The sequence below is a fragment of the Acetatifactor aquisgranensis genome (genome assembly GCF_943193215.1).
In the GTDB taxonomy this organism is placed as follows: Bacteria; Bacillota; Clostridia; order Lachnospirales; family Lachnospiraceae; genus Acetatifactor; species Acetatifactor aquisgranensis.
This window is the reverse complement of sequence record NZ_CALPDH010000015.1, coordinates 12,175-35,610: the sequence shown is the minus strand read 5'-3', so window position 1 is coordinate 35,610 and position 23,436 is coordinate 12,175. Positions and strand designations below refer to the sequence as shown.

The following is a 23,436-nucleotide window of genomic DNA, read 5'->3' as shown; positions in this document are numbered from 1 at the left end:
GGCTATGAGTATGACCAATGCACCAAAGATACTGAAGAACAAAATTTTCCTGTACCTGACCGAATTTTTTGCCGGGATGTCCGTGATGGCGGTGGAACTGGGGGCCAGCAGGCTCCTGGCACCGTATTTCAGCTCCTCCCAGATTGTGTGGACGATCATCATCGGGACCATCATGATAGCCATGGCGCTGGGGAATATCTACGGCGGGCGCAGCGCTGACAAGAATCCGGATCCGGGCAGGCTTTATGGCAGGATACTGATAGCGGCAGTGTGGATTGCGGCGATTCCGGCGGTGGGGAAATATATCATCCTCGGCATCTCGGCGCTTCTGATATTTTCCGTGAGCAGCAATTTCCTGATTATCGCGGCTTTCGCGGCCTGTATGGTGATATTTGTCTTCCCGCTGTTCCTGCTGGGGACGGTGACGCCCTCGCTGGCCAAGTACTCTGTGGGCAATCTGGAGGAAAGCGGCAAGACGGTGGGGAACCTGGGAGCGTTCAATACCATCGGCAGCATCATCGGTACCTTTGTTCCCACTTTCGTGACCATTCCCTCTGTGGGGACTTCTGTCACTTTCCTGATTTTCTCAGGGATTCTGCTGGTGCTGGCGGTTCTTTATTTCATCAGCGCGGGAAGAGGGACGGCAAGCGGAAACGCGGTCGCGGGAAAGCGTGAGAACACAAGACAGGGAATGCATAAAGAGGATGCGGCAGAACAGCAGACTGAGACGAAATGCGCAGAGGGCGCGAAAAAGCAGATAATTGAAGGAAAAGAAACTGCGGACAGCGCCGAAAGAATGGCCGGGAGCGGAGAAGACGGCGCAGAAGAAAGCGCCGGCAAAGACGGGAAGAAGAAACACGCCGGTTCAGGCACGAGAAAAGTCATAATCACGCTGGTGTGCTATGCTGTCTGCTGTGTATTGGGATATTCCGACAGTTTCGCTTTCTGGGAGACCAATCTGACCTATGAGGGGGAATCCGTCTATAATTACCTGCAGGTCAAGGAAAGTGACAGGAGCGTCATACTATCCACCAATGTTCTGTTCGGCGTGCAGTCCATTTATATGAAAGAACAGGGGATGACAGGGATGTATTACGATTACGCCATGGCGGCTCCGCTGATGATACAGGAGAAAGCGCCGGAGGACTGCAAGGTGCTGATATTGGGCATGGGGACCGGCACCTATGCCACCCAGTGCAGGAAATATTACGGCGGCATGGACATCGAAGGCGTGGAGATTGATGAGAAGATTACGGCGCTTGCCAGGGAATACTTCCATCTGCCGGAGGACGTGCCGGTGACCACCTATGACGGCAGGGCTTTTCTGAACGCGGTGGACGAGAAATACGATGTCATCATGGTGGACGCCTATCAGGACATCACCATCCCCTTTCAGATGTCCTCGGTGGAATTCTTCACGCTGGTAAAGGCCCACCTGGCGGAAAACGGGGTCATGGTGGTCAACATGAACATGCGGGGCAGGGAAGAGGGCAATATCAACCAGTATCTGGCCGATACCATCTCCTCTGTGTTCGGCCAGGTCTACACAGTGGATGTGGCGGGCTCCACCAACCGGGAGCTGTTCGCTTCGGACAATGGGGCCATGCTGGCTAACCTGGAGGCCAACCGGGAGCTTCTGCAGGACGGAAATCTGTATGCCATGATGGAACGGGCATCGGCAGGGCTGGAGCGCTATGTCCCGGGGGAATATATCCTGACGGACGACAAGGCGCCTGTGGAACTGCTCGGCATGCAGGTGATTGACGACTTGATTGGTGACGAGGTGGCATATTATAAGAGGATTTATGAGGAAGAGGGGATTGAGGGGCTGCTGCGTTCGTTTTAGGAGACTCGGCATGTTTTCCTGACTGCCCTGATTTCATCGCGCATTCGTTCTTCTGGGGCTGTAACTCTGCTTTCAGCTTTACATCCAGCAAAGCGGATATGGCCAGCAGCAGTTCATGGTTCGTCATGATACCTTATCTCCTTAAAAATATCCTTACCCGGCAGTTCCCTGTCCCGGGTAAGGATATTGTATCAGATAGGATGAAGAATATCACGATTATCTTTCGTCTTCGATGGCAGCCTTTCTGCTGTTGATTTCCCTGAAAATCCCCATATCCATCTTAGGTTTCCTGTCATAGGTATAAAGCCCGTTGACCTCCTGCTCCACATCATAAAGCTGCGTATAGCAGAAGCCGAACATGTGAGGATTGTCCAGCAGGGCGTCCGTCAGGCCCTTGTAACGCGCGATGTATTCCTCCTCTGTCTTGGGACCGTCTCCGTATCCCCAGCTGTCTTCCAGATTTCCATCCACATCCCACTTGATTCCGCCATATTCGCTGATGAACACCGGAATGCCTGTCACAGGAGTCTGCCTGTCGGCCATGCGGTCTTTCAAAGGCCCTCCTTTTGCGAAATCCTCATATGTGGAGGCGAACACCGCCGGATCCTGCTCATAGTCATGCATATCATAGATATCCGTCACTACATGATAATTGCCGCTGGTGTCGATACAGGGCCTGGTAGTATCAAAGAGCTTCGTCATCCGATAGACAATGGCCAGCAAATCGTTGTCCTGCCTGCGTCCCTCATAGTCCCAGGTCTCGTTGAAAGGACACCATCCCACAATGGCAGGGTGATTGAAGTCCCGATCCAGAGCCTCCATCCATTCGGGCAGGAAGCATTTGAGCCCGTCCGCCCTGCTGTGGTCAAGGCCCCAGTTCCCCTGTTCTCCCCATACCAGATATCCCATCCGGTCACAGTGATAGAGGAACCTTTCCTCGAATATTTTCTGATGGAGTCTTGCGCCGTTGAAGCCGGCCTCCATGGAAAGCCGGATATCCTGCAGCAGCGCCTCGTCCGAGGGAGCCGTATAGATGCCGTCAGGATAGAAGCCCTGATCCAGCACCAGTCTCTGGAAGACGGATTTGCCGTTGATCAGGACGCGCTCACCCTCCAGGCGGATTTCACGCATGCCGAAATAGCTGTTCACGCTGTCCTCTCCAAAGGTAAGCTTCAGGTCATAGAGACGTCCCGCGCCTGTCTCCCAGAGGTGAAGCTCGGACAGGGGGATGTTCAGGGTGGCATTCCCGGCTTCCGCCTTTGCCTGGGCCTTTCCGCAGACCTTTCCCTGGTAGGAAGCTTCCGCGGACAGAATCCCCTCTCCCACGGTCACGGCGCGGACAGTAACGGAACTCTCCGCGATGTTGGGATAATAATACACTTTTTCCACAAAGGCTCTGGGCACGAACTCCAGCCACACAGTCTGCCAGATTCCCGTAGTCCGGGTGTAATCGCAGCCGTGGGAATAGAAGAGGCCGCTCTGCTTTCCTTTGCATTGCCTGCCGCTGCGGGTATCGTCTTTGGCGCAGAGTGTCAGCACGTTTTCGCCCTCTTTTGCATATTTCGTGATGTCGAGGCAGAAAGAGACATAGCCGCCCTTATGGCTGCCGGCCTCATGCCCGTTTACCCAGAGCAGGCACTCGTAATCCACCGCGCCGAAGTGCAGGCGGACGGTTCCTTTCAGCTGGGCTGCCGTCAGAGTCACTTTTTTCTGATACCACACCGCCGGGATGAAATCCTTGTAGCCGATGCCGCTCAAATCGCTCTCCGGGCAGAAGGGAACCTGAATCTTCCGGTCGAGTCCGTCTCTTTCATAAAATTTTCGGTCCACGCCGCTTAAGCCGAAGTCAAAGGCAAAATCCCATTCCCCGTTCAGGTTCTGCCAGTTTTCCCGCTGCATCTGGGGCTTTGGATGCTCCATTCTTGCCGTTTTGGCCATTGTAAAATCCTCCTTGTCGCTTTTGCACATTTCACTGGTGTCTGTTTCTGGCAGCTGTTTCTTTCTGCCGTTTACATTTCACTTATAGTATAATCTTGCGGGTCTTACTTTTCTATGGAAATTAATTGCGTAAATGTATAAAATAGTGCTATGATGTATAATAGGAAAATCAGATGTATGCAGAACTGGAATCAGGAGGGACATCATGCCGGACGCACAGCCGGTCTTCCGTCAGGGAAGAGGAGAAGAATATGCTATCTATACGGGACAGGTTTCCGGCTGCTTCGCGCCCGGCCTGGCAGGTATCACATACCCGGATCCATTGTATGAAATATACCGTCCCCGGGGAGATTACTACGTTTTTGAATATGTCCTTTCCGGCATAGGGCATGTCCGTCAGGATGGGGAAAGTGTCACAGTTACCGCGGGGGACGCCTACATCCTGCAGCCGGGGAGGTGCCATCATTATTATTCGGATCAGGAGCATCCGTGGACCAAGATATGGTTCAACGTGGGCGGGAGCCTGGTGGCGCATCTGATTTCTGATTATCAGCTGGACAATGTCCTGAAGATTCCCGCTTTTGGCGAGAGCGGTTATCTCTATGACATTTTCCATGCGATAGAAAAGGAACCGATCCACTCAGGCGGTCAGCTGGAGCTTCTGCTGCACCGGTATATCCAGGCGATTTCCTCTTTTCTGGGCAGTGAGGTTTCTTTCCGGTCCAGAGCGCTTATCATGAAAAACTTCATAGAGCAGAATGCGGCGCGGCCGCTTACCATCGATGACATCGCGGGCTGCGTCCCGCTGTCCCGCTCCCGGGCCATTCATCTGTTCAAGGAGGCTTACGCCGTGACGCCTTACCGATACTATCTGTCGCTGCGGCTGGCGCTTTCCAAATCTCTGCTGGAACGCACGGCCATGCCCATACAGGAAATCTCAAATCGCCTCGGTTTCATGGATTACCGCCATTTTTCCGGCTTTTTCAGAAAAGAGACAGGGATTTCTCCCTCCTGTTACAGAAAGAAGCAGGGCAATCCGGCGGCGCCGGAGGATGGGGATTCCTGAAGTCCGTGGGGGCGGCAAAGGCTTTTTGGATTTAGGAAGATTGTTGAATAAAAGGGATAAATTTACATATACTTTTCAGAGAACCGTAGGTTTTCCGGATGGAATCGTGCCCTTTCGGAAAGACGGCGTTTCGTGAAAAAAGCCCTGGCGGCGGACTGTGAGGTAACTGATATGAGAGCGGAAGTCTATCCTTTTGTAGCGCGTCCCTTGCCCTATGAGTATGACGCCCTTGTCCCTGTGCTGGACGCGGAGACATTGACTTTTCACCATGACAAGCATTACAAGACTTATGTGGATAATCTGAACAATGCGCTGTCGGATTATCCGGAACAGCAGAAGAAGAGCCTGCCGGAACTGCTGGCCGACATCACCGGACTCCCGGCGGCCATACAGACGGCAGTGCGCAATAACGGCGGCGGGGTCTACAACCATGAGCTGTATTTCGACTCCATGCGGGAGCCTGTGGGACAGGAGCCTGCCGGAGCGCTGGCGGAGGCCATAGAGCGGGACTTCGGCTCCTACAGGCAGTGGAAAGAGCAGATGAAGCAGGCGGCCGTGGGGAAGTTCGGCTCCGGATGGGCATGGCTTGTGGCTGACAAAGACGGTGTCCTGTCCATCACGCAGACTTCCAATCAGGATGTGCCGGATTTGAAGGAATATATGCCTATCCTGCTGGTGGATGTGTGGGAGCATGCCTATTATCTGCAGTATAAGAACCGGAGGGCGGATTATGTGGACGGATGGTTTGAGCTGATCAACTGGCGTAAGGCCGGGAAGCGCTATGAGGACTGGCTGGAGGAAATCAGACCGCGGAAGTGACAGAATTGTACTTGGAGGATAAAAATGAATCAGATAAATTACCAGAAAGAATTGGAAAAAATCATAAACGGATTGCAGGGTGCGGACAGTATGTCTGCACCCAGGCTGTTTCTGCACAGCTGCTGCGCGCCCTGCAGCAGCTATGTGCTGGAATATCTCTGCCGGTATTTTCGGATAACAGTGTTCTATTTCAACCCGAATATCTCCGAGGCATCGGAGTATCAGAAGAGGGTGGAAGAGCAGAAACGGCTGATTGCCGTCTTCAATGAGGAGGGCAGGGGATATCCCATCGCCGTGGTGGAGGGAGATTATGAACCCCGGTGCTTTTTTGAGATGGCAAGGGGACTGGAGAGCTGCCCGGAGGGCGGAGAGAGATGTTTCCGCTGCTATGAGCTTCGGCTTCGCGAGACGGCACGGCTCGGAGCGGAGGGCGGATTTGATTTTATCGCCACCACTCTGACCATCAGCCCGTTAAAAAATGCGCGGAAAATCAATGAAATCGGACAGACCCTGTCACAGGAATACGGGATTGCCTGGCTGCCTTCGGACTTCAAGAAAAAGGAGGGATATAAACGTTCCATTGAACTGTCGGCACAATATGGTCTATACCGGCAGGACTACTGCGGCTGTACATATTCCGGAAGATGAACATCTGGAAGAAGCGGGGCGTCCGGCGCCAAATATTTCAAAAGAGGGATATTCTGGAAAAGAATATATTGCAGGAACCGCCGATTTGGGGTATAATGCTGACACAGAAAACCCAAAGAAAAGTGAAATGCGCACAAGAAATGGAATAGAAAGAACGGAGAGACATAATGAAAAAGATACTGGAGTTGTTATCGGAAGAGATGGGAAAGGCTTTCGAGGCGGCAGGATATGACGCTTCTCTGGGCAGGGTGACCCTGTCCAACCGTCCTGACCTGTGTGAATATCAGTGCAACGGCGCTATGGCAGGAGCGAAGAAATACAAAAAAGCTCCCATCATGATTGCGAATGAAGTGGCGGACAAGCTTGCGGACAGCCATATCTTCAAAGAGGCTGCGGCAGTGGCGCCCGGCTTCCTGAACTTGAAGCTTTCGGAGGGATTCCTGCTGAATCTGGTGAACGCTATGAGGACGGAACCGAAATTCGGCCTGGAGGCGCCGGATACGCCGAAGAAAATCATGATCGACTACGGCGGGGCAAATGTGGCCAAGCCCCTCCATGTGGGGCATCTGCGCCCGGCCATCATCGGCGAGAGCATCAAGCGCATCAGCCGCTATGCGGGCCATGAGGTCATCGGGGACGTGCATCTGGGGGACTGGGGCACGCCCATCGGCATGGTGATCACGGAGCTGCAGGAGCGCAAGCCGGATTTGCCATATTTTGACGAGAGCTACCAGGGCGAGTATCCGGCGGAAGAGCCTATCACGGAGGCGGAGTTCGCGGAGATCTACCCCCTGGCCAGCGCCAAGTCAAAGGAGGATGCGGCATTCAAGGCAAAGGCCCTGGAGGCCACCCGCAAGTTCCAGAAGGGTGTGCGGGGATACCGTGCCCTGTGGAAGCATATCGTGGATGTATCCAAGGTGGATTTGAAGCGGAATTACGACAGTCTGAACGTGGAGTTCGACCTGTGGAAGGGCGAGAGCGATGTGAACGACCTGATACCCGAGATGGTGGATTATATGAAAGAGGGGGGCTGGGCCTATATCAGCGACGGCGCTCTGGTGGTGGACGTGAAGGAGGAGGCCGACACCAAGGAGGTGCCGCCCTGCATGATCCTGAAGTCCGACGGCGCGTCCCTGTACAACACCACGGACTTGGCTACCATCATGGAGCGCATGCGCCTGTATGCCCCGGACGAGATCATCTATATCACGGACAAGCGCCAGGATCTGTACTTTGAGCAGGTGTTCCGCTGCGCCCGCAAGACGAAGCTGGTGAAGCCTGAGACGGTGCTGAAGTTCCTGGGCCACGGCACCATGAACGGCAGCGACGGCAAGCCCTTCAAGACCAGGGACGGCGGCGTCATGCGCCTGGACGTGCTGGTGCGGGAGACCCAGGAGGAGATGTACCGGAAGATTCGGGAAGGCCGGGAGATGCCCGAGGAGGAGGCCAAGGCCGTGGCGGAGACCGTGGCGCTTTCCGCCCTGAAGTATGGGGATTTGTCCAACCAGGCCGCAAAGGACTACGTGTTCGACATCGACCGGTTCACTTCCTTTGAGGGGGATACCGGGCCTTATATTTTGTATACGATTGTACGTATCAAATCTATCTTAAATAAGTACAAAGAGCAGGGCGGGAAGCCGGAGGGGCTTGCCCTCCAGGAGGCCGGAAGCGAGTCGGAAAAGGCTCTGGAGATGGCGCTGGTGCAGTTCAATACCATGATTCAGAATGCGTCTGAGGAAATCGCGCCCCACAAAGTATGCGCCTATATTTATGACCTGGCCAACGCTTTCAACCATTTCTATCATGAGACCAAGATTTTAGGCGAGGAGGACGGGGCAAGGCGGGAGAGCCTAATCGCGTTGCTGGCGCTGACCCGGGACGTGCTGGAGACCTGCATCGATTTGCTGGGATTTGCCGCGCCGGAGAAGATGTAGGACAGGGCGGGATGGCGACAGGCTTTACGAGGCATAGCCGCAGAAACAGTATCGCAAAGCGAAGCATATGGGGCAAAAAGTCACTGACCGGGAAATCGACCTTAAAATAGACTGGAAAATCAGCAATCCCTTTGTCACACAGAAGATGCTGGGGGATGTAACGGGGCTTTCACGGAGCGGGGTGAGGTATATCATGGGACAGCTCCGGGCAGAGGGGATTCTACAGCGTGTGGGCTCCACCAAGAAAGGCCGGTGGATTCTGAAAGGCAGTGATTGAAGAGACAGGCGGAAGCAGGCGCATAGAGTATCTGCTTCCGCTAATTTATACTTAGGAATTGTCTACAGACACTTCCTTAGGAACTGTCTGTAGACAATTCCTTACACCCGAAAACATTTGCCGCTGCTTTTCCATATTGTGTTCAAAATCGTTTTTAGAATTTCGGATTTTACGTTTGTCTTTTCTGCGCTTGCATGGTAAACTTACTATAAAGAGAGCTAACGCGACAAAATAATTAAATCTGTATTAGGGCCGGACGGATGCCCGCAATGGCATTGGCGGCGGAAAGGGAAGCAGAGAAAGCGGAGGTGGCGGATGAAAGCGCTGAAAAGGGCGATAATGAAGGTTGCCAGAAGCAGGATAGGAGGCGTCCTGGCCAGCTTCTGCGTCAGGAGATGCCTGTGTCTGCTGCCGGTAAAGGTGGAAGCCAGCTCAGCGGAATTCGTGATGATGCGCCATCCGCAGCCCATAGCCCGTTGGCACGCCGTCATCGTGCCCAGGCGGCGGTTTCCGGATGTGGAGGCTCTTTTGCAGGATGAGAGGGCATGGGCTGCGTTTGCGGCATTCGCGGAGGCGCATGTGGATTTCCGGGAGGTTTCCATGTGCTGCAACTTCGGGGCGCGGCAGGAAGTGAAGCAGGTACATTTCCATGTCTTTTCCAGGGAAGCGCTGGCGGAGAAGGCGGATGAGGAGACGGAAAGCTTCGAAATGGAAGGACGGAAAGCATGTTTCAGCAGCCGGGGGAATGCCTACATGGATGTCGCTGATTTGGCATGTGCGGCATTTGTCAGGAAAGCTTTTTCGGAGGAAAAGAGCAGGCGTCCCGGGGGATTTTCCCTGATTTGGCGGCTGGGACAGTGGGGGTGAGACAGCCGGGGTGGTCTGTGCGTTTCGGCTGTAGAGAGACCGGCGATAGAGTGCAAAGGCTTTTGCATGGAAAGCGGATATCCGATAGAATGGATATCGGAAGCGGCAGTGGGCACAGGAGCCGGACAAAGGGGAGGTTTGCCTAAAGGTGGGTTGGAAATTAAAAGTAGCGGGATATGGAAAAATAGAAAGCGCAGAGATTGAGATGGCTCCATTGACTCTTTTTGTGGGCGATAACAACAGTGGAAAAAGTTATCTGATGTCGCTGCTATGGGGGATTCTGAATCTGGAAGAGGTTTTTGCCGGTACTGGAAGTGCGCTGGAGACAGAGGCGGAAGAATGGCTGTTGCACTGGGTAAAGGAGCAGATGGAAACTGCCAGGGAACAGGGCGGACATACTGTGCAGGCCAGCGAAATCGGAAGTGAACTGCAGACTGTTTTGCAGGCGAGGATAGAATGCCATAAAGATAAGCTGGTAAAAGCGATTTTTAACAGTGCGGATGTTGATATAAAGGAATTGCAGATAGAATTGACAGGATTGGACGATATTTCTATCGGCTTCAGAGCTAAGACAAGTGAAGACAAAATCATATTTTCGATTCGCCTGGGAAATGATGCTAAAGGGTATGTGACATACTTTTCTGAAAAGGGTCGTATGTCTGAAGATTTGGATGAATCAGATTGGGACTTTTTTGTAAACAATATTTTCAGATTTTTACTTAACGAGGGACGGCTTAGGACGTTAAACAAATGCATTTATCTCCCGGCCGCAAGAACGGGTTTTATGCTCACGAAGGATGTCATCAATAAAGTCGGCAGAAGAGCGGCCTTTAACATAGGGATAGAAACGGAACCCTTGCCACCCTTTGTAAGGCCAATCAATCAATTCCTGGACGTGATAAATGACCTGACTCTTGACGGCGAAAGCAATGAAAACTTTGCGGAAATAGTGGAGTATTTGGAGAGCGGCATGGCTGACGGGACAGTAGAAATGAGTTCTCTTCCGAATAAGGAAGTGACCTACGTCCCGAACGGAAAAACGACAGGAATGTCATTGAGAACCGTATCCGCTGTAGTGACGGAGCTATCTCCGCTTATCTTGATACTAAAGCATAAAAAGAATGTGGGAGCCCTGTTTTATGAAGAGCCTGAAATGTGCCTCCATCCCCAGCTTCAGCAGAAAATGGCAAGAGTTTTATGCCGGCTGGTAAATGCCGGGGTGCAGATGAATGTCACGACGCACAGCGACATCATACTGCAGCATATCAATAACATGATACGCCTGTCCGGGCGGGAAGACAGGGAAGAAATATGCCATCAATTGAGATATGATTCCCGTGATTTGCTGTGGTCGGAAGAAGTCAAAGTCTACCAGCTTCGGGCAGAAGCCGGAGAAAAGACAAAGGTGGAAGAATTAAGCTGCGGTAAAAACGGTTTTGCGGTTCCGACATTCAACGATGCATTGGACAGGATTATGGACGAGGCATATGTGATTCAGGAGTAGAACGGAATGGGAAATACAAAAAGAGAATTCATCATAGAAGATTTGATGGTACAGGATTTTATCGTACATGAGGGTTCGGAAATGCTTCTGGAGGAGGCAGAGGAAACCGGAAGAAGCCAATTGCAGGTAAAACTGGTATCGGATGATAATCTGTGTATTGCAAATATGGATAAGAAAAAAACAGACTTTCTCTTTTTTCAGGAAGGGAAGACGAAGTCCATGTATAAAAGGGTTGACCATTTATACTGCTTAACGATTTCACTTGCCGTGAAACCAGACTGCATAACGCTGACTGGTTCAATCGCATGATTACATTAGGCAGTATTCAGCGTTATGCAGTATAATATTCGAAAGACAGAATGGGAACCAATGGAAGCTGTACTTGATTGAGATGAAAGGCAGTGTAGGGGAAGAAAAGTGGGCGGAAATCAAAGGCAAATTCCGGGCAAGCTACCTTGTGGCTCAGGCCCTTGCCGGTATGCTGGAACTGGACATCGCCGAGGCCACAATGTACACTACATATGAGAGGGTAGAATTTACACATAGCGATACCATGCCCACAGCCAGACGGGGAAGGTTGGGGATCCAGCAGGTCAGAATGAAGGACGAATGGGAGGGAATTCGGTTTGGACTGAATTTTGGAGGACGGATTGCTTTTGATCATATACCGATTAGGATGGAGCGGAATATGAATAATGTGCTGACAGGAAAGCTGAATGGATAGATTCCCATTCGTCTCGCACTTTTTGGAAAAGCGTCCCCACTGTTCGATAACACGAATCCAGCCGTGCTCATTTATGGTGGAGCATTGGGATGCAGGGGAGTTTAGAAAGTATAAGTTGGCGGGAAAAGACAGGCGGTGGAAACAAAACGAATTAGGAACTGCCGGAAATTGGTAGACGATTCCTTAATACTTTTTTGGAAAAAAGACAGAACAATAAATTGAAGGAGGCAGACAATCATGAAAATTGTCATCATCGGCGGCGTAGCCGCCGGCACAAAGGTGGCGGCGAAGCTGAAGCGGGAGACTCCCCAGGCTGAAATCGTCATCTATACCAAAGGAAAGGAGATTTCCTATGCCGGGTGCGGCCTTCCGTACTACATCGGCGGAGCCATCGAGACGGAAGGGGAACTGGTCGTGAACACCCCTCAGAAGTTCATGGGCCTCACAGGCACCACGGTACATACCCGGAGCGAAGCAGTGGCGATAGACCCGGAGGCAAAGACGGTTTCCGTGCGGAAGAGTGGCGCGGAGACAGGCAGCCAGGGAACGCAGCAGCCAACAGGTGAGGGAAATGGGGCGGAACCCCAGAACCCCGGGGCAGCTGTCGGCGGAAGGGGAGCGGTGCTGTCGGGGACAGAATCTGACAGTGCCCTGTCACAGAGCCGGGAAGTGGAGACAGTAAAATATGACAAACTCGTAATCGCCGTAGGAGCGGAAAGCTCCGTCCCCCCTGTGGAAGGCACGAAGCTTCCCGGCGTGTTCACCGTGCGCACGCCCCAGGACGCCATCGGCTGCAGAAAGTATGCCGAAGAGCAGAACTGCAAGCGGGCCGTCGTGGTAGGCGGCGGTTTCATCGGCCTGGAAGTGGCTGAAAACCTCATGGCGAAGGGCCTTTCCGTCACCGTCATGGACATGGCGGCTCAGCTGATGCCCAATATCTTCGACACGGAGATGGCGGATTATGTCAGAAGGAAGCTACAGGCAAAAGGCATGCGCATCCTCACCGGCACGGCCTTGCAGCGGATTGCCGGCACGGACAGGGTCACCGGCGTACAGACCGGCACGGGAACCCTGCCCGCGGAGATGGTCATCCTGGCGGCAGGCATCCGCCCGGCCACGAAATTCCTGGCAGATACCGGCCTGGAGATGGACAGGGGCTGCATCGTCACGGACGAATACCAGCGCACCAATCTGCCGGACATCTACGCCGCGGGGGACTGCGCTCTGGTGAAGAACCGCATCACTGGACGCACCCAGTGGTCTGCCATGGGCTCCACCGCCAACATCGCCGGACGGGCGCTGGCCCTCTCCCTGAGCGGCCAGGAGACCCCTTACCCGGGCTGCCTGGGGACGGGCGTGGTGAAGCTGTCTTCGGATTTGAACGCGGCGCGCACAGGCCTTACGGAGGAACAGGCCAGGGCAGCCGGATTCCAGGTGGTTTCCGCCCTGTGCGTCACGGACGACAAGGCCCATTACTATCCGGATTCCGCCATGTTCGTCACCAAGCTGATTGCCGATGGGGAAAGCCATAAGCTGTTGGGCCTTCAGGTCATCGGCGCGGGCGCGGTGGACAAGATGGCGGACATCGCCGTCACCGGGATTTCCTTTGGAGCGAAAGCGGAAGATTTCCTCACCATGGATTTCGCCTATGCGCCGCCTTTCTCCACCGCCATCCATCCTATCGCGGCGGCCTGCGGCGTGCTGGTGAACAAGATGAGCGGGAAGCTGGAGTCCTTTACCCCCGGAGAGTACGCGGCGGGCGCGGCAAACGGATACCGACTGGTGGACGCCCATCCCGCACCCACCTTGCCCGGCGCGGAGTGGTTCGATTTGACCAGACCGGAAGAGTCTTCCGCGAAATATGACAAGGCGGAGAAGCTGCTGCTGGTCTGCGCCAGGGGGAAGAGAGGGTATCTCGTCCAGAACAAGCTGAAAGCCCTGGGATTCACCAATACCCGTGTGCTGGAAGGCGGTTCTACGTTCAATGTGGTCAAGAGGGCGGTTCCTGCAGGGGGGAAGCTCTCTCCTGAGGAGATCAAGCGGGTGAAGGGCCTGGGATGCCTTCAGGACAAACGCTACGGCGATGTGTTCAACGTCCGGGTGATCACCAGGAACGGCAAGATCACCACCGAAGAGCATCGGGCCATCGCGGAGGGAGCGGAGCGCTTCGGCAGCGGCGAGATCACCATGACCACCCGCCTGACCATGGAAATCCAGGGGGTGCCTTACGCCAACATCGATCCCCTGATAGCGTTCCTGGCAGAGCATAATCTGGAGACCGGCGGCACAGGCTCCCTGGTGCGCCCTGTGGTGTCCTGTAAGGGAACCACCTGCCAGTACGGCCTGATTGACACATTTGATATCAGCGAGAAGATTCATGAACGTTTTTACGAAGGATACCATCATGTGACGCTGCCCCATAAATTCAAGATAGCCGTGGGCGGCTGTCCCAACAACTGCGTGAAGCCGGATCTGAACGACCTGGGCGTCATCGGCCAGAGGGTACCGCTGTTCGACTATTCCAAGTGCCGCGGCTGCAAGAAATGCCAGGTGGAGACCTCCTGTCCCATCAAGCTGGCCAAAGTGGAGGACGGCTGCCTGAAAGTGGACGCCGAATCCTGCAACGGCTGCGGGCGCTGCAAGGGAAAATGTCCCTTCGGCGTCACTGAGGAGTACATGGACGGCTGCAAAATCTACATCGGCGGCAGATGGGGCAAGAAAATCGCCAACGGCCGTCCCCTGGATAAGCTGTTCACCAGCGAGGAGGAAGTGCTGGATGCCATAGAGCGGGCCATCCTGTTCTTCCGGGACGAGGGTATCACCGGCGAGCGCTTCGCGGATACGGTGAACCGTCTGGGATTTGACTATGTACAGGATAAATTGCTCCACGCCCAGATCGACAAGTCCGCGGTGCTGGAGAAGAAAGTGAAGGGCGGGGCTACCTGCTGATAGGAATCTTTGGGCGCCAGAATGGGATTCCTGTGGAGGAAGCCAGGAGCTAATGCCCGGCAACCCTAAAATCCTTGCCGGAATCGGTATCTTCGCGGATATCCGATTCCCGGCAGGGATTTTTTTGCGCCTCGGCACCATGCCCGGCCTATTTGCTCTTTGCCGTTCCTATCCGGCACTTATACTGCTTAACGATTTCACTTGCCGTGAAACCAGACTGCATAACGCTGACTGATTCAATCGCATGATTACATTAGGCAGCATTCAGCGTTATGCAGTATAGCTTTATACAGCTGTTTTGCCCAAAACGACAGGAGAAACCGGTTGATTTTATGGAATTCTCCAAATTGGAGAGCCATTCTCCTGCCTGGGGGTTGCATTTAGTGTTCACAAGGATATACACTTTCAATGTGGTGTTTCAAGGCAAGAATGATATTGCCTGCTGTATGTAAAGGGAGGTCAAGATAATGGATCAAGCCAAAATCGGGAAATTCATTTCGGACATGAGGAAAAAGCAGGGCCTGACGCAGAAGCAGCTGGCGGACCAGCTCAATGTGACAGATAAGACGGTATCCAAGTGGGAAAACGGGTATAGATTGCCGGACGCGTCGCTTCTTCTGGAACTTGGCTCCGCTCTGGAGGTCGATATAAACGAGCTCCTTGCGGGGGAGGAATTTTTACCAAAGGAGCTCCCTCCTGAAGAATATGCGAAAAAAACCGAGAGCAATATTGTCGGACTGGTCAGTGAATTGAACGAAATGGACAAAAGAAGCAGGAGCAGAAGCATCGGTACGATTACAGGTATCTCGCTGAGTGGTCTGGCCCTTTTGATTCTGTTTGCTGCTTCAATGCGGGAGGGGAGCATGGTTGATATGATTGACTTGCCGACATTGTTTTATCTGCTGGGTTTGAAACTGGCAATCATATCCGTTTCCGGCTGGTTTCATGACTATAGGAACGCCTGGAAAATGTGTCTGCCTGGAAAGCGTCTGTCAAAGGAAGAAATGGAGCTGGCCGTTCAGGCTGTCAGATATGCCGGCGCCTTGACCTTGACATTGGGATGCCTGATCGCGCTGTTAGGAGCGTTCTCTCTGCTCAACTATATGGATGATTTCAGCTTGGTTTGGCGTTCTTTTGCGCAAATCATCCTCGCGTTGCTCTATACCGCAATCATAAAGACAGTCTATGTGATCCTGGCGTTCCGGATAAATCGAATGCTCCGAAATGCCTGAAAAAAACAGCGAAAGGAGTAAAAACATGGAAAAGCTGTTGGAGGTCAAAGCCCTGACCAAAAAATATCAGGAAGAATCGATAGAAAACAAAGTTGTTGACAATGTGAATCTGCAAGTCGGCAAAGGCGAATTTGTCATGATCATGGGAGCGTCCGGGTCCGGAAAAACCAGCCTGCTGCACTTGCTCGCCGGTATCGATCATTTCGACAGCGGGTCGATACAGTATACCCAATCCGGTCAAACGGCGGATTTCAGCCAGATGAGCGAAACGGAAAAGGCAGTGTTCAGGCGGACGAACATAGGAATCGTTTTTCAGCAGCAATGCCTGATTCCTGACCTTACGGTTTATGAAAATATCATGATGCCGGTGCTGCTGGGAGGGAATCAAAAAGCAAAGGATTCCATGAAGGATACCATCTTAAACCTATGCGGGCAGTTTGGCCTGAAGGAGCATATCCAAAAGTATCCTTCGCAGCTGTCGGGCGGACAGCAGCAAAGAGCCGCGATTTTGCGCGCGGTTATCAACAGGCCGCCGCTTTTGCTGTGTGATGAACCGACGGGAAGTTTGAATTCGGCGCAGTCAGTCATCGTCATGGACTTGCTGGATGAATTGAACAGAAACGGGCAGACGATTCTTTTGGTCACACATGATGTCAAGGTTGCTGTCAGAGGGGGACGGGTGGTCTATATCAAGGATGGCCGGGCTGCGGGCGAACTGAAATTTACGGATGACGGCTCCTGTCCTGTGGGACATCGGGAAGAGGAACTCATGCGCTTTCTGCAGAAGAGGGGGTGGTAACGTTGAAAGCAAGTTTTACGTGCGCCCTGGCGAAGCTGAGAAGGAAAAAGGTCCCGAATTCGTTTCTGGGAATCTGTATCTTACTGACTGCGGCGCTGCTGGTCAATGCCCTGATTTTGCTGAAAGAACTGGATACGGTGTTCGACAGGGCCTATGAGGAAATGGACGGACCGCAGATCTGCTGCCTGTGGAGCGGCGAGGTAATCTTACCGGACGCTGTCAGGCAATATCTGGACGGCCAGAAAGGGCTTTTGTATCAGATAACAGAAAACACAAAAACCATTGATTACATAGAAAAGGACGGAACAAGGCTGAGCAATGGCATTCTGCTGGAACTTCCCGAAAGGATCAACAGCGATATGCTTTCGCCCAAAATGCTGAACGGCGAAGAACCGGATATGCCCGGCAAGAATGAAATCTGGATCACAACAAAGATTGCCAATATCCTTGGTCTGGCCGTGGGGGACAGCGTTTCTCTGCAATTAGCGGATAAAGGTGTGACAGTAAGTGTTGCAAAAATCGTTGCGGATCCTGTTTTTGGCAGCAGCAGTACCAACGTGTACCGGATGTGGTGCGGCTCCGGCAGGCTTTCCGAATTCCCTTTGGCTGAGAACAACACAGTAAGTTACCTGGAGATCAGATTTGAGGAATACAGCCGCCAGATGGAGCAGAATTTTATCCGTGACGCAGAAGAGTATTTCAAACTGCCCTTGGGCGATACGCTGTATACTTATGAGCGTATCAGAAGCGGATATACGGCGGCTTATCAGATGGTGGGGGCGGCGCTGTCCTTTGTAAGCGTGGTCCTCGCGGGTATGATTGCCGTACTGACTTTATTTCTGATCAAGAGCGACATGGATGAGGATGTCAGGAATATTGGCATCTGTAAGTCATTGGGCATGACGGGAATGCAGATTGTTGGTATTTATCTATTTTGCTATGGGGCGATCGGTTTTGCGGGGGCGGTGTCAGGCAGTGTTCTTGGCGGCTGGCTGAGCAGGGGCATTATCACAAAAGTCCTCGGAGATATCGGAATCTATACGGTCACATTTACCGGAACAGGCGGTTATCAGCTCCTTGCGGGGTGTATCGTACTGGCCGCTGTTATGGCAATCTGCTTCTGCGCCGTCTTCAAAGTCCGGAGACTGAATGCTTCTTACGCAGTCAGAACGAGCACATGGCCGTCAAAGAATCAGGGGCCGAGGAAGCCCCCAGGCACATATTATCATGGAAGGGTCTCCTTTGAGCTGTATTATGCCATCAGGGGAATGCAAAATAAAAAGCTGCAATATGCGTATATAGCCGGTGTGTCTCTCATACTTGGCAGCCTTACTGTAATCGGCCTGGGCTGCCTGAACGCAGTCCAAAATATCGATCAGGAACCGGAGATATGGGGGTTTATCAAAACGGATATTTATATCACGTCATTGGAAGATACGCCGGTGAGCGTCATATTACCCGAACTGCAGAACGATTCAAGGGTAGCGTTCACCTACGGGGTCAATAAGGTAACCGCACAGTATAAGCCCGCTCCCGGAGCTGCCTGGCAAAGTGCTCCGGCGGAAGTCTACGAGCTGCCTTGGAATGATGAAGTAGAAGACCGGACCCTGTATGGCAGACGGCCTCAGCAGGAAAATGAGGTCGGTATCGGGCTGACGCTGGCCAGGGAATATGGACTGGAGGTTGGAGAGAAGATAGAACTGGCAGTGAACGGAAAAAAGGCAGAGTACGAGATCACAGGAATTTTCCAGACACTTTCCAATTACGGAAATATCATACGGATGGTTACGGATGATTTAGACCAATTCGCAAGGGCCGACGGCTCATACGGAGACTATATGCTCGTCCTCTCAGACGGAACCGATAAATGGGAATACGAGAAGGAATTATCTGAGAAATATGGCGGAAAGTTTTCCTTCATAGCGTCAAAGTCAAATGGAGAAAATATGACAGGCGTTCTGAGGCCCGCTGTCGGAACAGTTTTAACGTTTCTGCTTCTTGTTACAATCCTGACTGCTGTCAATCTGACCTTTATTCTGGTCCGGCGGGAACAGCGTCTCATAGGTTTGCTGAAAGCCATTGGGATGACATCCTGGCAGATATTGAAGATCCATTCGTGGAGGAATTGCCTTTTGGCTCTTGCGGGAAATAGCCTGGGACTTATGCTGGGGGTATTTGTGATTCCTGATTTGCTGACCCCATATGCCCGCTTGCTTGGGATTGCGGAATTTCCGTTTGCGAATTCGCTGGCAGGAACGACTGTGAGTTTTGTGCTGCTTCCAATCTGTATGTTCTTGGGTACATTTGCAATTGTAAAAACGATCAACGCAGTATCTGTAAAGCAGATGGTGAGCGAATAGGAGACGGATAGACTGATTGAGAGACTGGCCTGCGCCTATGGAGCAGACGAAAACCCGACTGCCCAAGCGCTTCCCGGGAACGGTGGCTATGTGGTTCATGCCCTTAGGAAGTAATCACTCCATACAGAGGATTTGAAGACCCTGGCTGAACAAGGACAAGCATTGGTCAAAGGACTTTCGGGCAAAGGTAAATCCTATAACCGGGCCATTGACCGTATGACATAGGCTCTCGGAATTTCAGACAGGCAAAATCAGGCTGCTGAGAAACCAGGCGGCAGAAAAAGCGGGGAAATCGGCAAAACGGTTTCCGGGAAGCCGCGTGATAAGCGGTCTGAAGATTCCGAGAGGCTATTGACGGAGAAGGGAGGATGACAGACTCTCTTGCTGACACTTCGACAATCAGCCGGGGGGAACAGCTATTGACGCAGCTGCTCCCTCCGCCTGGCATATCCCGCCGCGCTGATCAGCAGGGATACCCCGAAAGCCGCGACTGTCACAGCCCCCGCCAGGAAGAGATAGGAGGAGAGGGAAGCCGCCATCGCGGAGAACCCGGAGCCGTCCTCGAAGTATTTGATGAAATAAAATACCGGAACCACGATGAGCATCCCCATGACCTGTGCGGACTGCACCCCGAACCAATAGGTCAGCGGCAGACACACCCCCGTCCACATCAGCGGGAGGAACACCGCCGCGAAGGCTCCCAGGCCCCAGACGACAGGGTCAAAGTTCCGGTACAGCACCGAGGAGGCCAGATTCAGCGCCCCGGCGCCCAAAAGGCTGATGCCCAGGGTGCAGAGCACGGAGATATACTTGCTGGCCACCACCGACATGTCGCTCACGGGCAGGGCCATCTGATATTTCTGCCAGCGGGCCTTGTCGTCGCTGACGAAGCTCATGACATTCTGCATGCCCACGGTCATGGCCAGCAGGACGGAGGCCATCAGCCCCCCGTAATAACCGGCTTTGCACAGCAGCAGAAGAGAAAAGGCTGCCGCTATAAGTATCAGCTTTTTATCAATACATTTACAGAAAACAGTGAATTCCTTATAAATCAGTCCTCGCATGGTACCCCTCCTTTGATATAGAAAAGCATGATGTCCTCCAAACTGGCGTTGTCCACGATCACGTCCGGATAGCTGCGCCTTGCCGCCTCCTTGTCCCGGACCAGGCATTCCATGGACAGCTTCGTGTCCCGGTAAGTGATATAGTCGTCGGGAGAGAGGGAGGCGAACCGTTCTTTCCCGCATTTCAGGATGCCGTAATGGTACACCAGGTCGTCCTTCTGCTCCTCGAAGACGATCCGGCCCTGATGGATTAGGATGACGAAATCCGCGATTTTCTGGATGTCCGAGGTGATGTGGGAGGAAAAGAAGATGGAGTGCTCCTCGTCCTGGATGAATTCCAGGAACAGATCCAGGATCTCGTCCCGCACCACAGGATCCAGCCCCGTGGTGGCCTCGTCCAGAATCAGCAGCTTCGGCCTGTGGGCCAGGGCGCAGAGGATGGAGAGCTTCATCTTCATCCCCTTGGAGAAGGAGCCCACGGGCTGGTTCTCCGGGAGCCGGAACCTTTGCAGGTATTGGCGATAGAGGGCGCTGTCCCAGCTGCGGTAGATGCCGGAGAGCATCTTCTCCAGGTTGGCCGCCGTGAACACGTCGTGGAAGGTGCACTCATCGAATACGACGCCAACGTCTTCTCTGGCGCAGCGGGCAGTGTGCTCCATGCCCAGGAGCTGGATCTCGCCGCTGTCCTTGGCCAGCTCATTCAATATCAGGTTGATGGTGGTGCTCTTCCCGGCACCGTTTTCGCCGATGAAGCCTACAATCCTTCCTTTCGGTACGCGAAAGGAGACATGGTCTAAGGTGAAGCCGGGGAATGTCTTGCACAGATCCCTGACTAAAATGCTGTTTTCTTCCATGGTGATGTCCTCCTGTCTGTGGTGGGTAAGGGCAAAAGCTGCCCTGTTATGGGTTCCCTGGCGGGTTCCTCTGCCGGTATGCGGCCTTTTTGCTGTATGCGGTTCCGCCGGTGGTTCTGCGTCTGAGTTTGGAGTCCGGCGTCTGTGCCTGTCATTCCTCGTAGAAAAGCCTGAGGATGCCGGCCATCTGCTCGTAGGCGATTCCGTGGGCCTTGCCGATCTCCGCTACCTTCTGCAGCAGCTCCTCCGCCCGGCGCAGCTGTTCCTCCTGTATGAACTCCCGGTTCTGGGGCGCTACGAAGCTGCCTTTGCCGGAGACTGTCTCGATGAAGCCGTCCCGGGTCAGGTCTTCGTAGGCCCGCTGCACCGTGATGACGCTCAGGTGCAGGTCTTTTGCCAGGGCCCGCATGGAGGGCAGAGCCTCGCCCGGGGCCAGGGAGCCGTTCATGATCTGGCTCTTGATCTGGAGACAGATCTGCTCGTAGATCGGCTTATCGCTGCTGTTGCTGATAAGGATTTCCATTTTGTTCTCCTGCTCTTGTCATAGAAAGCTTTCTGTGCGCATCTGCCGGATGTGCTCCCGGGGCCCAGGGGCGTTGCTTTGGAGGGCTTTTTTGCGAAAGCGATTGCCAAAGCGTGTTTGTCAATGCCTTAGCCGAAGCCAATGGCAAAACGGCACTGCAGTCCGTGTGCATGTTATATCTGATACGTATCGATTGTAGCTAGCGTACTTAATCGATAAGTACACTATAGACGATTTGGATCGGTTTGTCAATGCCGTTTTTAAAAAATTTGGGAATTTTTTGTTTCAGATTGGTTTGATTGCCGCTGATAGCGGATGCCCTGCGCTTTAGGGACTGGGGGACTGGTAGTAGCTCCCAAAATAGAGTAGAGCGCATAGATTGCTTTCTATACGCTCTGACGCTGTGTAACTTATTCGGTTATGATTTGCGTCGTTGCCTGTTATGCTGTCGGCGCCCGTTCTGCTTTTTCATTTCATTGGCTGCACGCTGTTTTGCACGTTCCAATGGCAGTAAAGCTTTTCTGAATTTCTTCTTGATTCGTTCTTAAGCCGCGCACTATCCGACATCTGCTCCCCAAATGGCGAAAGCCTGAATGCCGCTTCCCGACACCTTGTGGAAGCGCCGGAAAGCGAGGGTTCCGCTCACAGATAAGTGACCTGCACATCGGCATCGTAGGTATGGGGCTCCTTGGTGACCGCCTTATGCCCGAAAGCGATGGCAATCTTGTACTCATAGTCCGCGGGGAAGTCCAGGGCAGCGGCGAAATGCGCCTTCTTCTCCCCCTGCATCGCGTCCAGGATGCAGCCGATGATCAGGCTCCCCAGCCCCAGGCCTTCCGCCGCCAGGGCCATGTTCTCCACGGCGATGCCCGCGTCCAGGGAACCCCATTTGTAGGTGCTGTCGGCGCTGAGGATCACCACGGTGGGCGCTTCGTAGTAAAAGTTGTGGGCCGGGGAAACGATGTCCCGTAGGCGGTTCTTCTCGTCCTCCAGTTCCTTTAAAATGGGATGGTTCCCTTTCAGTACCGTGAAATGCACTTCCTGTCTGTTGGCCGCCGTGGGCGCCTGGAGCCCGGCCTGTATCAGGGCGTTGATCTGTGCGTCGCTCAACGGCTCGTCCGTATAGCCTCTTGTGGAGCTGCGTTTCTCGATTGCTTCGATGACTTGGTTCATGTAGTCTTCCTCCTTTCCGGTTCTGCATTTCAGTATATTTTATCGAAGGTTCTTTGTCAACAGTCCGTCAATGGTTCGGCGTTTCGGCCGCTATTGAATTTTGGGGGACTCTGCGATATAATGTACCATGTGTGGTTCAGGATATGGATCATAGTCTGGAAAAGTGCGCCGGAAACCGGAGCGCAAAGAATTGCCTGTTGTTGAATCGGACTTTGGAGGAAACCTTTTTGTATGGAATTCATTGATATTTATGACGATTTAGGACAAAAAAGCGGTAAAAGCGAAGAGAAAGGCGAGGCACATAGAAAAGCGCTTATCCATAGAGGTGTCTGTGTGTGGATTATGAATTCTAAGCAGGAACTATTGCTGCAAACGCGGAGCAGTCATGTCATGTTTCCTGATATGCTGGATATTTCTTTTTCGGGGCATATTCAGGCTGGCGAAACTTCTTTGGAAGCTGTCAGGAGAGAGGGACGTGAAGAACTTGGCATCAATATAGACACGTCCAAACTGCAATATCTGTTTTCCTGCCGTGAATGTGGCGGCATTGACGGATATTTCGAGAATGAGATTGACGATGTGTTTCTTTATAGAGCGGATATTCCTATAGATGGGTATTCCTTCTCCGATCATGAGGTAAAGGAAGTAAGATACATTTCGGTTGATGAATTCAAAATGATGGCAGAGTCAGGTTCGCCCATGCTCCTGCCTTATGAAACGCACTATCTTTTTTTGCTGATTGCCTTATACTGCATAACGCTGAATACTGCCTAATGTAATCATGCGATTGAACCAGTCAGCGTTATGCAGTCTGGTTTCACGGCAAGTGAAATCGTTAGGCAGTATAAGGAATTGTCTA

The 23,436-nt window shown here is 52.9% G+C and carries 20 protein-coding genes; 15 read left to right on the top strand and 5 right to left on the bottom strand.

The genetic code is table 11. The features are described 5' to 3' along the window. Positions 1-4: 4 nt before the first annotated feature. The gene (locus NFS35_RS14020; protein ID WP_251207747.1) at positions 5-1,846 is read left to right on the top strand and encodes a spermidine synthase; all 1,842 of its coding nucleotides are present in this window, start codon (positions 5-7) and stop codon (positions 1,844-1,846) included. Positions 1,847-2,062: 216 nt separating this feature from the next. Here the strand turns inward: NFS35_RS14020 and NFS35_RS14015 are convergent, their stop codons facing one another. Further along, a complete protein-coding gene (locus NFS35_RS14015; RefSeq protein ID WP_251207746.1) occupies positions 2,063-3,784 on the bottom strand; it encodes a sugar-binding domain-containing protein in 1,722 nt (573 codons plus the stop codon). Positions 3,785-3,989: 205 nt separating this feature from the next. Here NFS35_RS14015 and NFS35_RS14010 point away from each other — a divergent pair, with 205 nt between their 5' ends. From NFS35_RS14010 to NFS35_RS13950, 13 genes are all read left to right on the top strand, one after another. Continuing rightward, positions 3,990-4,850, top strand: a complete 861-nt coding sequence (locus NFS35_RS14010; protein ID WP_251207745.1) for an AraC family transcriptional regulator — start codon at positions 3,990-3,992, stop codon at positions 4,848-4,850. A gap of 171 nt (positions 4,851-5,021) precedes the next feature. Further along, entirely contained in the window at positions 5,022-5,669 is a 648-nt protein-coding gene (locus NFS35_RS14005) for a superoxide dismutase (RefSeq protein WP_251207744.1), read from the top strand. Between the two features lie 24 nt (positions 5,670-5,693). Next, positions 5,694-6,317: an epoxyqueuosine reductase QueH gene (locus NFS35_RS14000; protein WP_251207743.1), complete on the top strand. Its 624-nt coding sequence runs from the start codon at positions 5,694-5,696 to the stop codon at positions 6,315-6,317. A gap of 167 nt (positions 6,318-6,484) precedes the next feature. Further along, the gene (gene argS / locus NFS35_RS13995) at positions 6,485-8,251 is read left to right on the top strand and encodes an arginine--tRNA ligase (protein ID WP_251207742.1); all 1,767 of its coding nucleotides are present in this window, start codon (positions 6,485-6,487) and stop codon (positions 8,249-8,251) included. 67 nt (positions 8,252-8,318) lie between these two features. Then, positions 8,319-8,528: a MarR family transcriptional regulator gene (locus tag NFS35_RS13990; protein WP_251207741.1), complete on the top strand. Its 210-nt coding sequence runs from the start codon at positions 8,319-8,321 to the stop codon at positions 8,526-8,528. A gap of 315 nt (positions 8,529-8,843) precedes the next feature. Then, on the top strand, positions 8,844-9,395 hold the full coding sequence (locus tag NFS35_RS13985) for an HIT domain-containing protein (protein WP_251207740.1): 552 nt from the start codon (positions 8,844-8,846) through the stop codon (positions 9,393-9,395). Between the two features lie 148 nt (positions 9,396-9,543). Next, the gene (locus NFS35_RS13980) at positions 9,544-10,899 is read left to right on the top strand and encodes an AAA family ATPase (RefSeq protein WP_251207739.1); all 1,356 of its coding nucleotides are present in this window, start codon (positions 9,544-9,546) and stop codon (positions 10,897-10,899) included. A gap of 6 nt (positions 10,900-10,905) precedes the next feature. After that, positions 10,906-11,208 (top strand): hypothetical protein, encoded by a 303-nt coding sequence (locus tag NFS35_RS13975; RefSeq protein WP_251207738.1) that lies wholly within the window; start codon positions 10,906-10,908, stop codon positions 11,206-11,208. 73 nt (positions 11,209-11,281) lie between these two features. Next, complete coding sequence (locus tag NFS35_RS13970) at positions 11,282-11,623, top strand: hypothetical protein (protein WP_251207737.1); 342 nt, start codon at positions 11,282-11,284, stop codon at positions 11,621-11,623. Positions 11,624-11,860: 237 nt separating this feature from the next. After that, on the top strand, positions 11,861-14,572 hold the full coding sequence (locus NFS35_RS13965; RefSeq protein ID WP_251207736.1) for an FAD-dependent oxidoreductase: 2,712 nt from the start codon (positions 11,861-11,863) through the stop codon (positions 14,570-14,572). A gap of 467 nt (positions 14,573-15,039) precedes the next feature. Then, entirely contained in the window at positions 15,040-15,804 is a 765-nt protein-coding gene (locus NFS35_RS13960; RefSeq protein WP_251207735.1) for a helix-turn-helix domain-containing protein, read from the top strand. A 25-nt stretch (positions 15,805-15,829) separates the two neighbouring features. Further along, a complete protein-coding gene (locus NFS35_RS13955; RefSeq protein ID WP_251207734.1) occupies positions 15,830-16,603 on the top strand; it encodes an ABC transporter ATP-binding protein in 774 nt (257 codons plus the stop codon). After that, a complete protein-coding gene (locus tag NFS35_RS13950; RefSeq protein ID WP_251207733.1) occupies positions 16,597-18,963 on the top strand; it encodes an ABC transporter permease in 2,367 nt (788 codons plus the stop codon). The genes NFS35_RS13955 and NFS35_RS13950 overlap by 7 nt, the downstream gene beginning before the upstream one ends. A gap of 416 nt (positions 18,964-19,379) precedes the next feature. On the opposite strand, the gene NFS35_RS13945 is transcribed toward NFS35_RS13950, so the two are convergent. The 4 genes from NFS35_RS13945 to NFS35_RS13930 form a co-directional block, all read right to left on the bottom strand. Continuing rightward, positions 19,380-20,027: an ABC-2 transporter permease gene (locus NFS35_RS13945; protein WP_251207732.1), complete on the bottom strand. Its 648-nt coding sequence runs from the start codon at positions 20,025-20,027 to the stop codon at positions 19,380-19,382. Next, the gene (locus NFS35_RS13940) at positions 20,015-20,881 is read right to left on the bottom strand and encodes an ABC transporter ATP-binding protein (RefSeq protein ID WP_251207731.1); all 867 of its coding nucleotides are present in this window, start codon (positions 20,879-20,881) and stop codon (positions 20,015-20,017) included. Before NFS35_RS13940 ends, NFS35_RS13945 begins: the two co-directional genes overlap by 13 nt. 151 nt (positions 20,882-21,032) lie before the next feature. Beyond that, the gene (locus NFS35_RS13935; protein WP_251207730.1) at positions 21,033-21,404 is read right to left on the bottom strand and encodes a GntR family transcriptional regulator; all 372 of its coding nucleotides are present in this window, start codon (positions 21,402-21,404) and stop codon (positions 21,033-21,035) included. 642 nt (positions 21,405-22,046) lie between these two features. Next, positions 22,047-22,577, bottom strand: coding sequence for a nitroreductase family protein (locus NFS35_RS13930; protein WP_251207729.1), 531 nt, complete (start codon positions 22,575-22,577; stop codon positions 22,047-22,049). Between the two features lie 231 nt (positions 22,578-22,808). Between NFS35_RS13930 and NFS35_RS13925 the strand changes: the two genes are divergently transcribed. After that, a complete protein-coding gene (locus NFS35_RS13925; protein WP_251207728.1) occupies positions 22,809-23,351 on the top strand; it encodes an NUDIX hydrolase in 543 nt (180 codons plus the stop codon). The last annotated feature ends 85 nt before the right edge of the window (positions 23,352-23,436 follow it).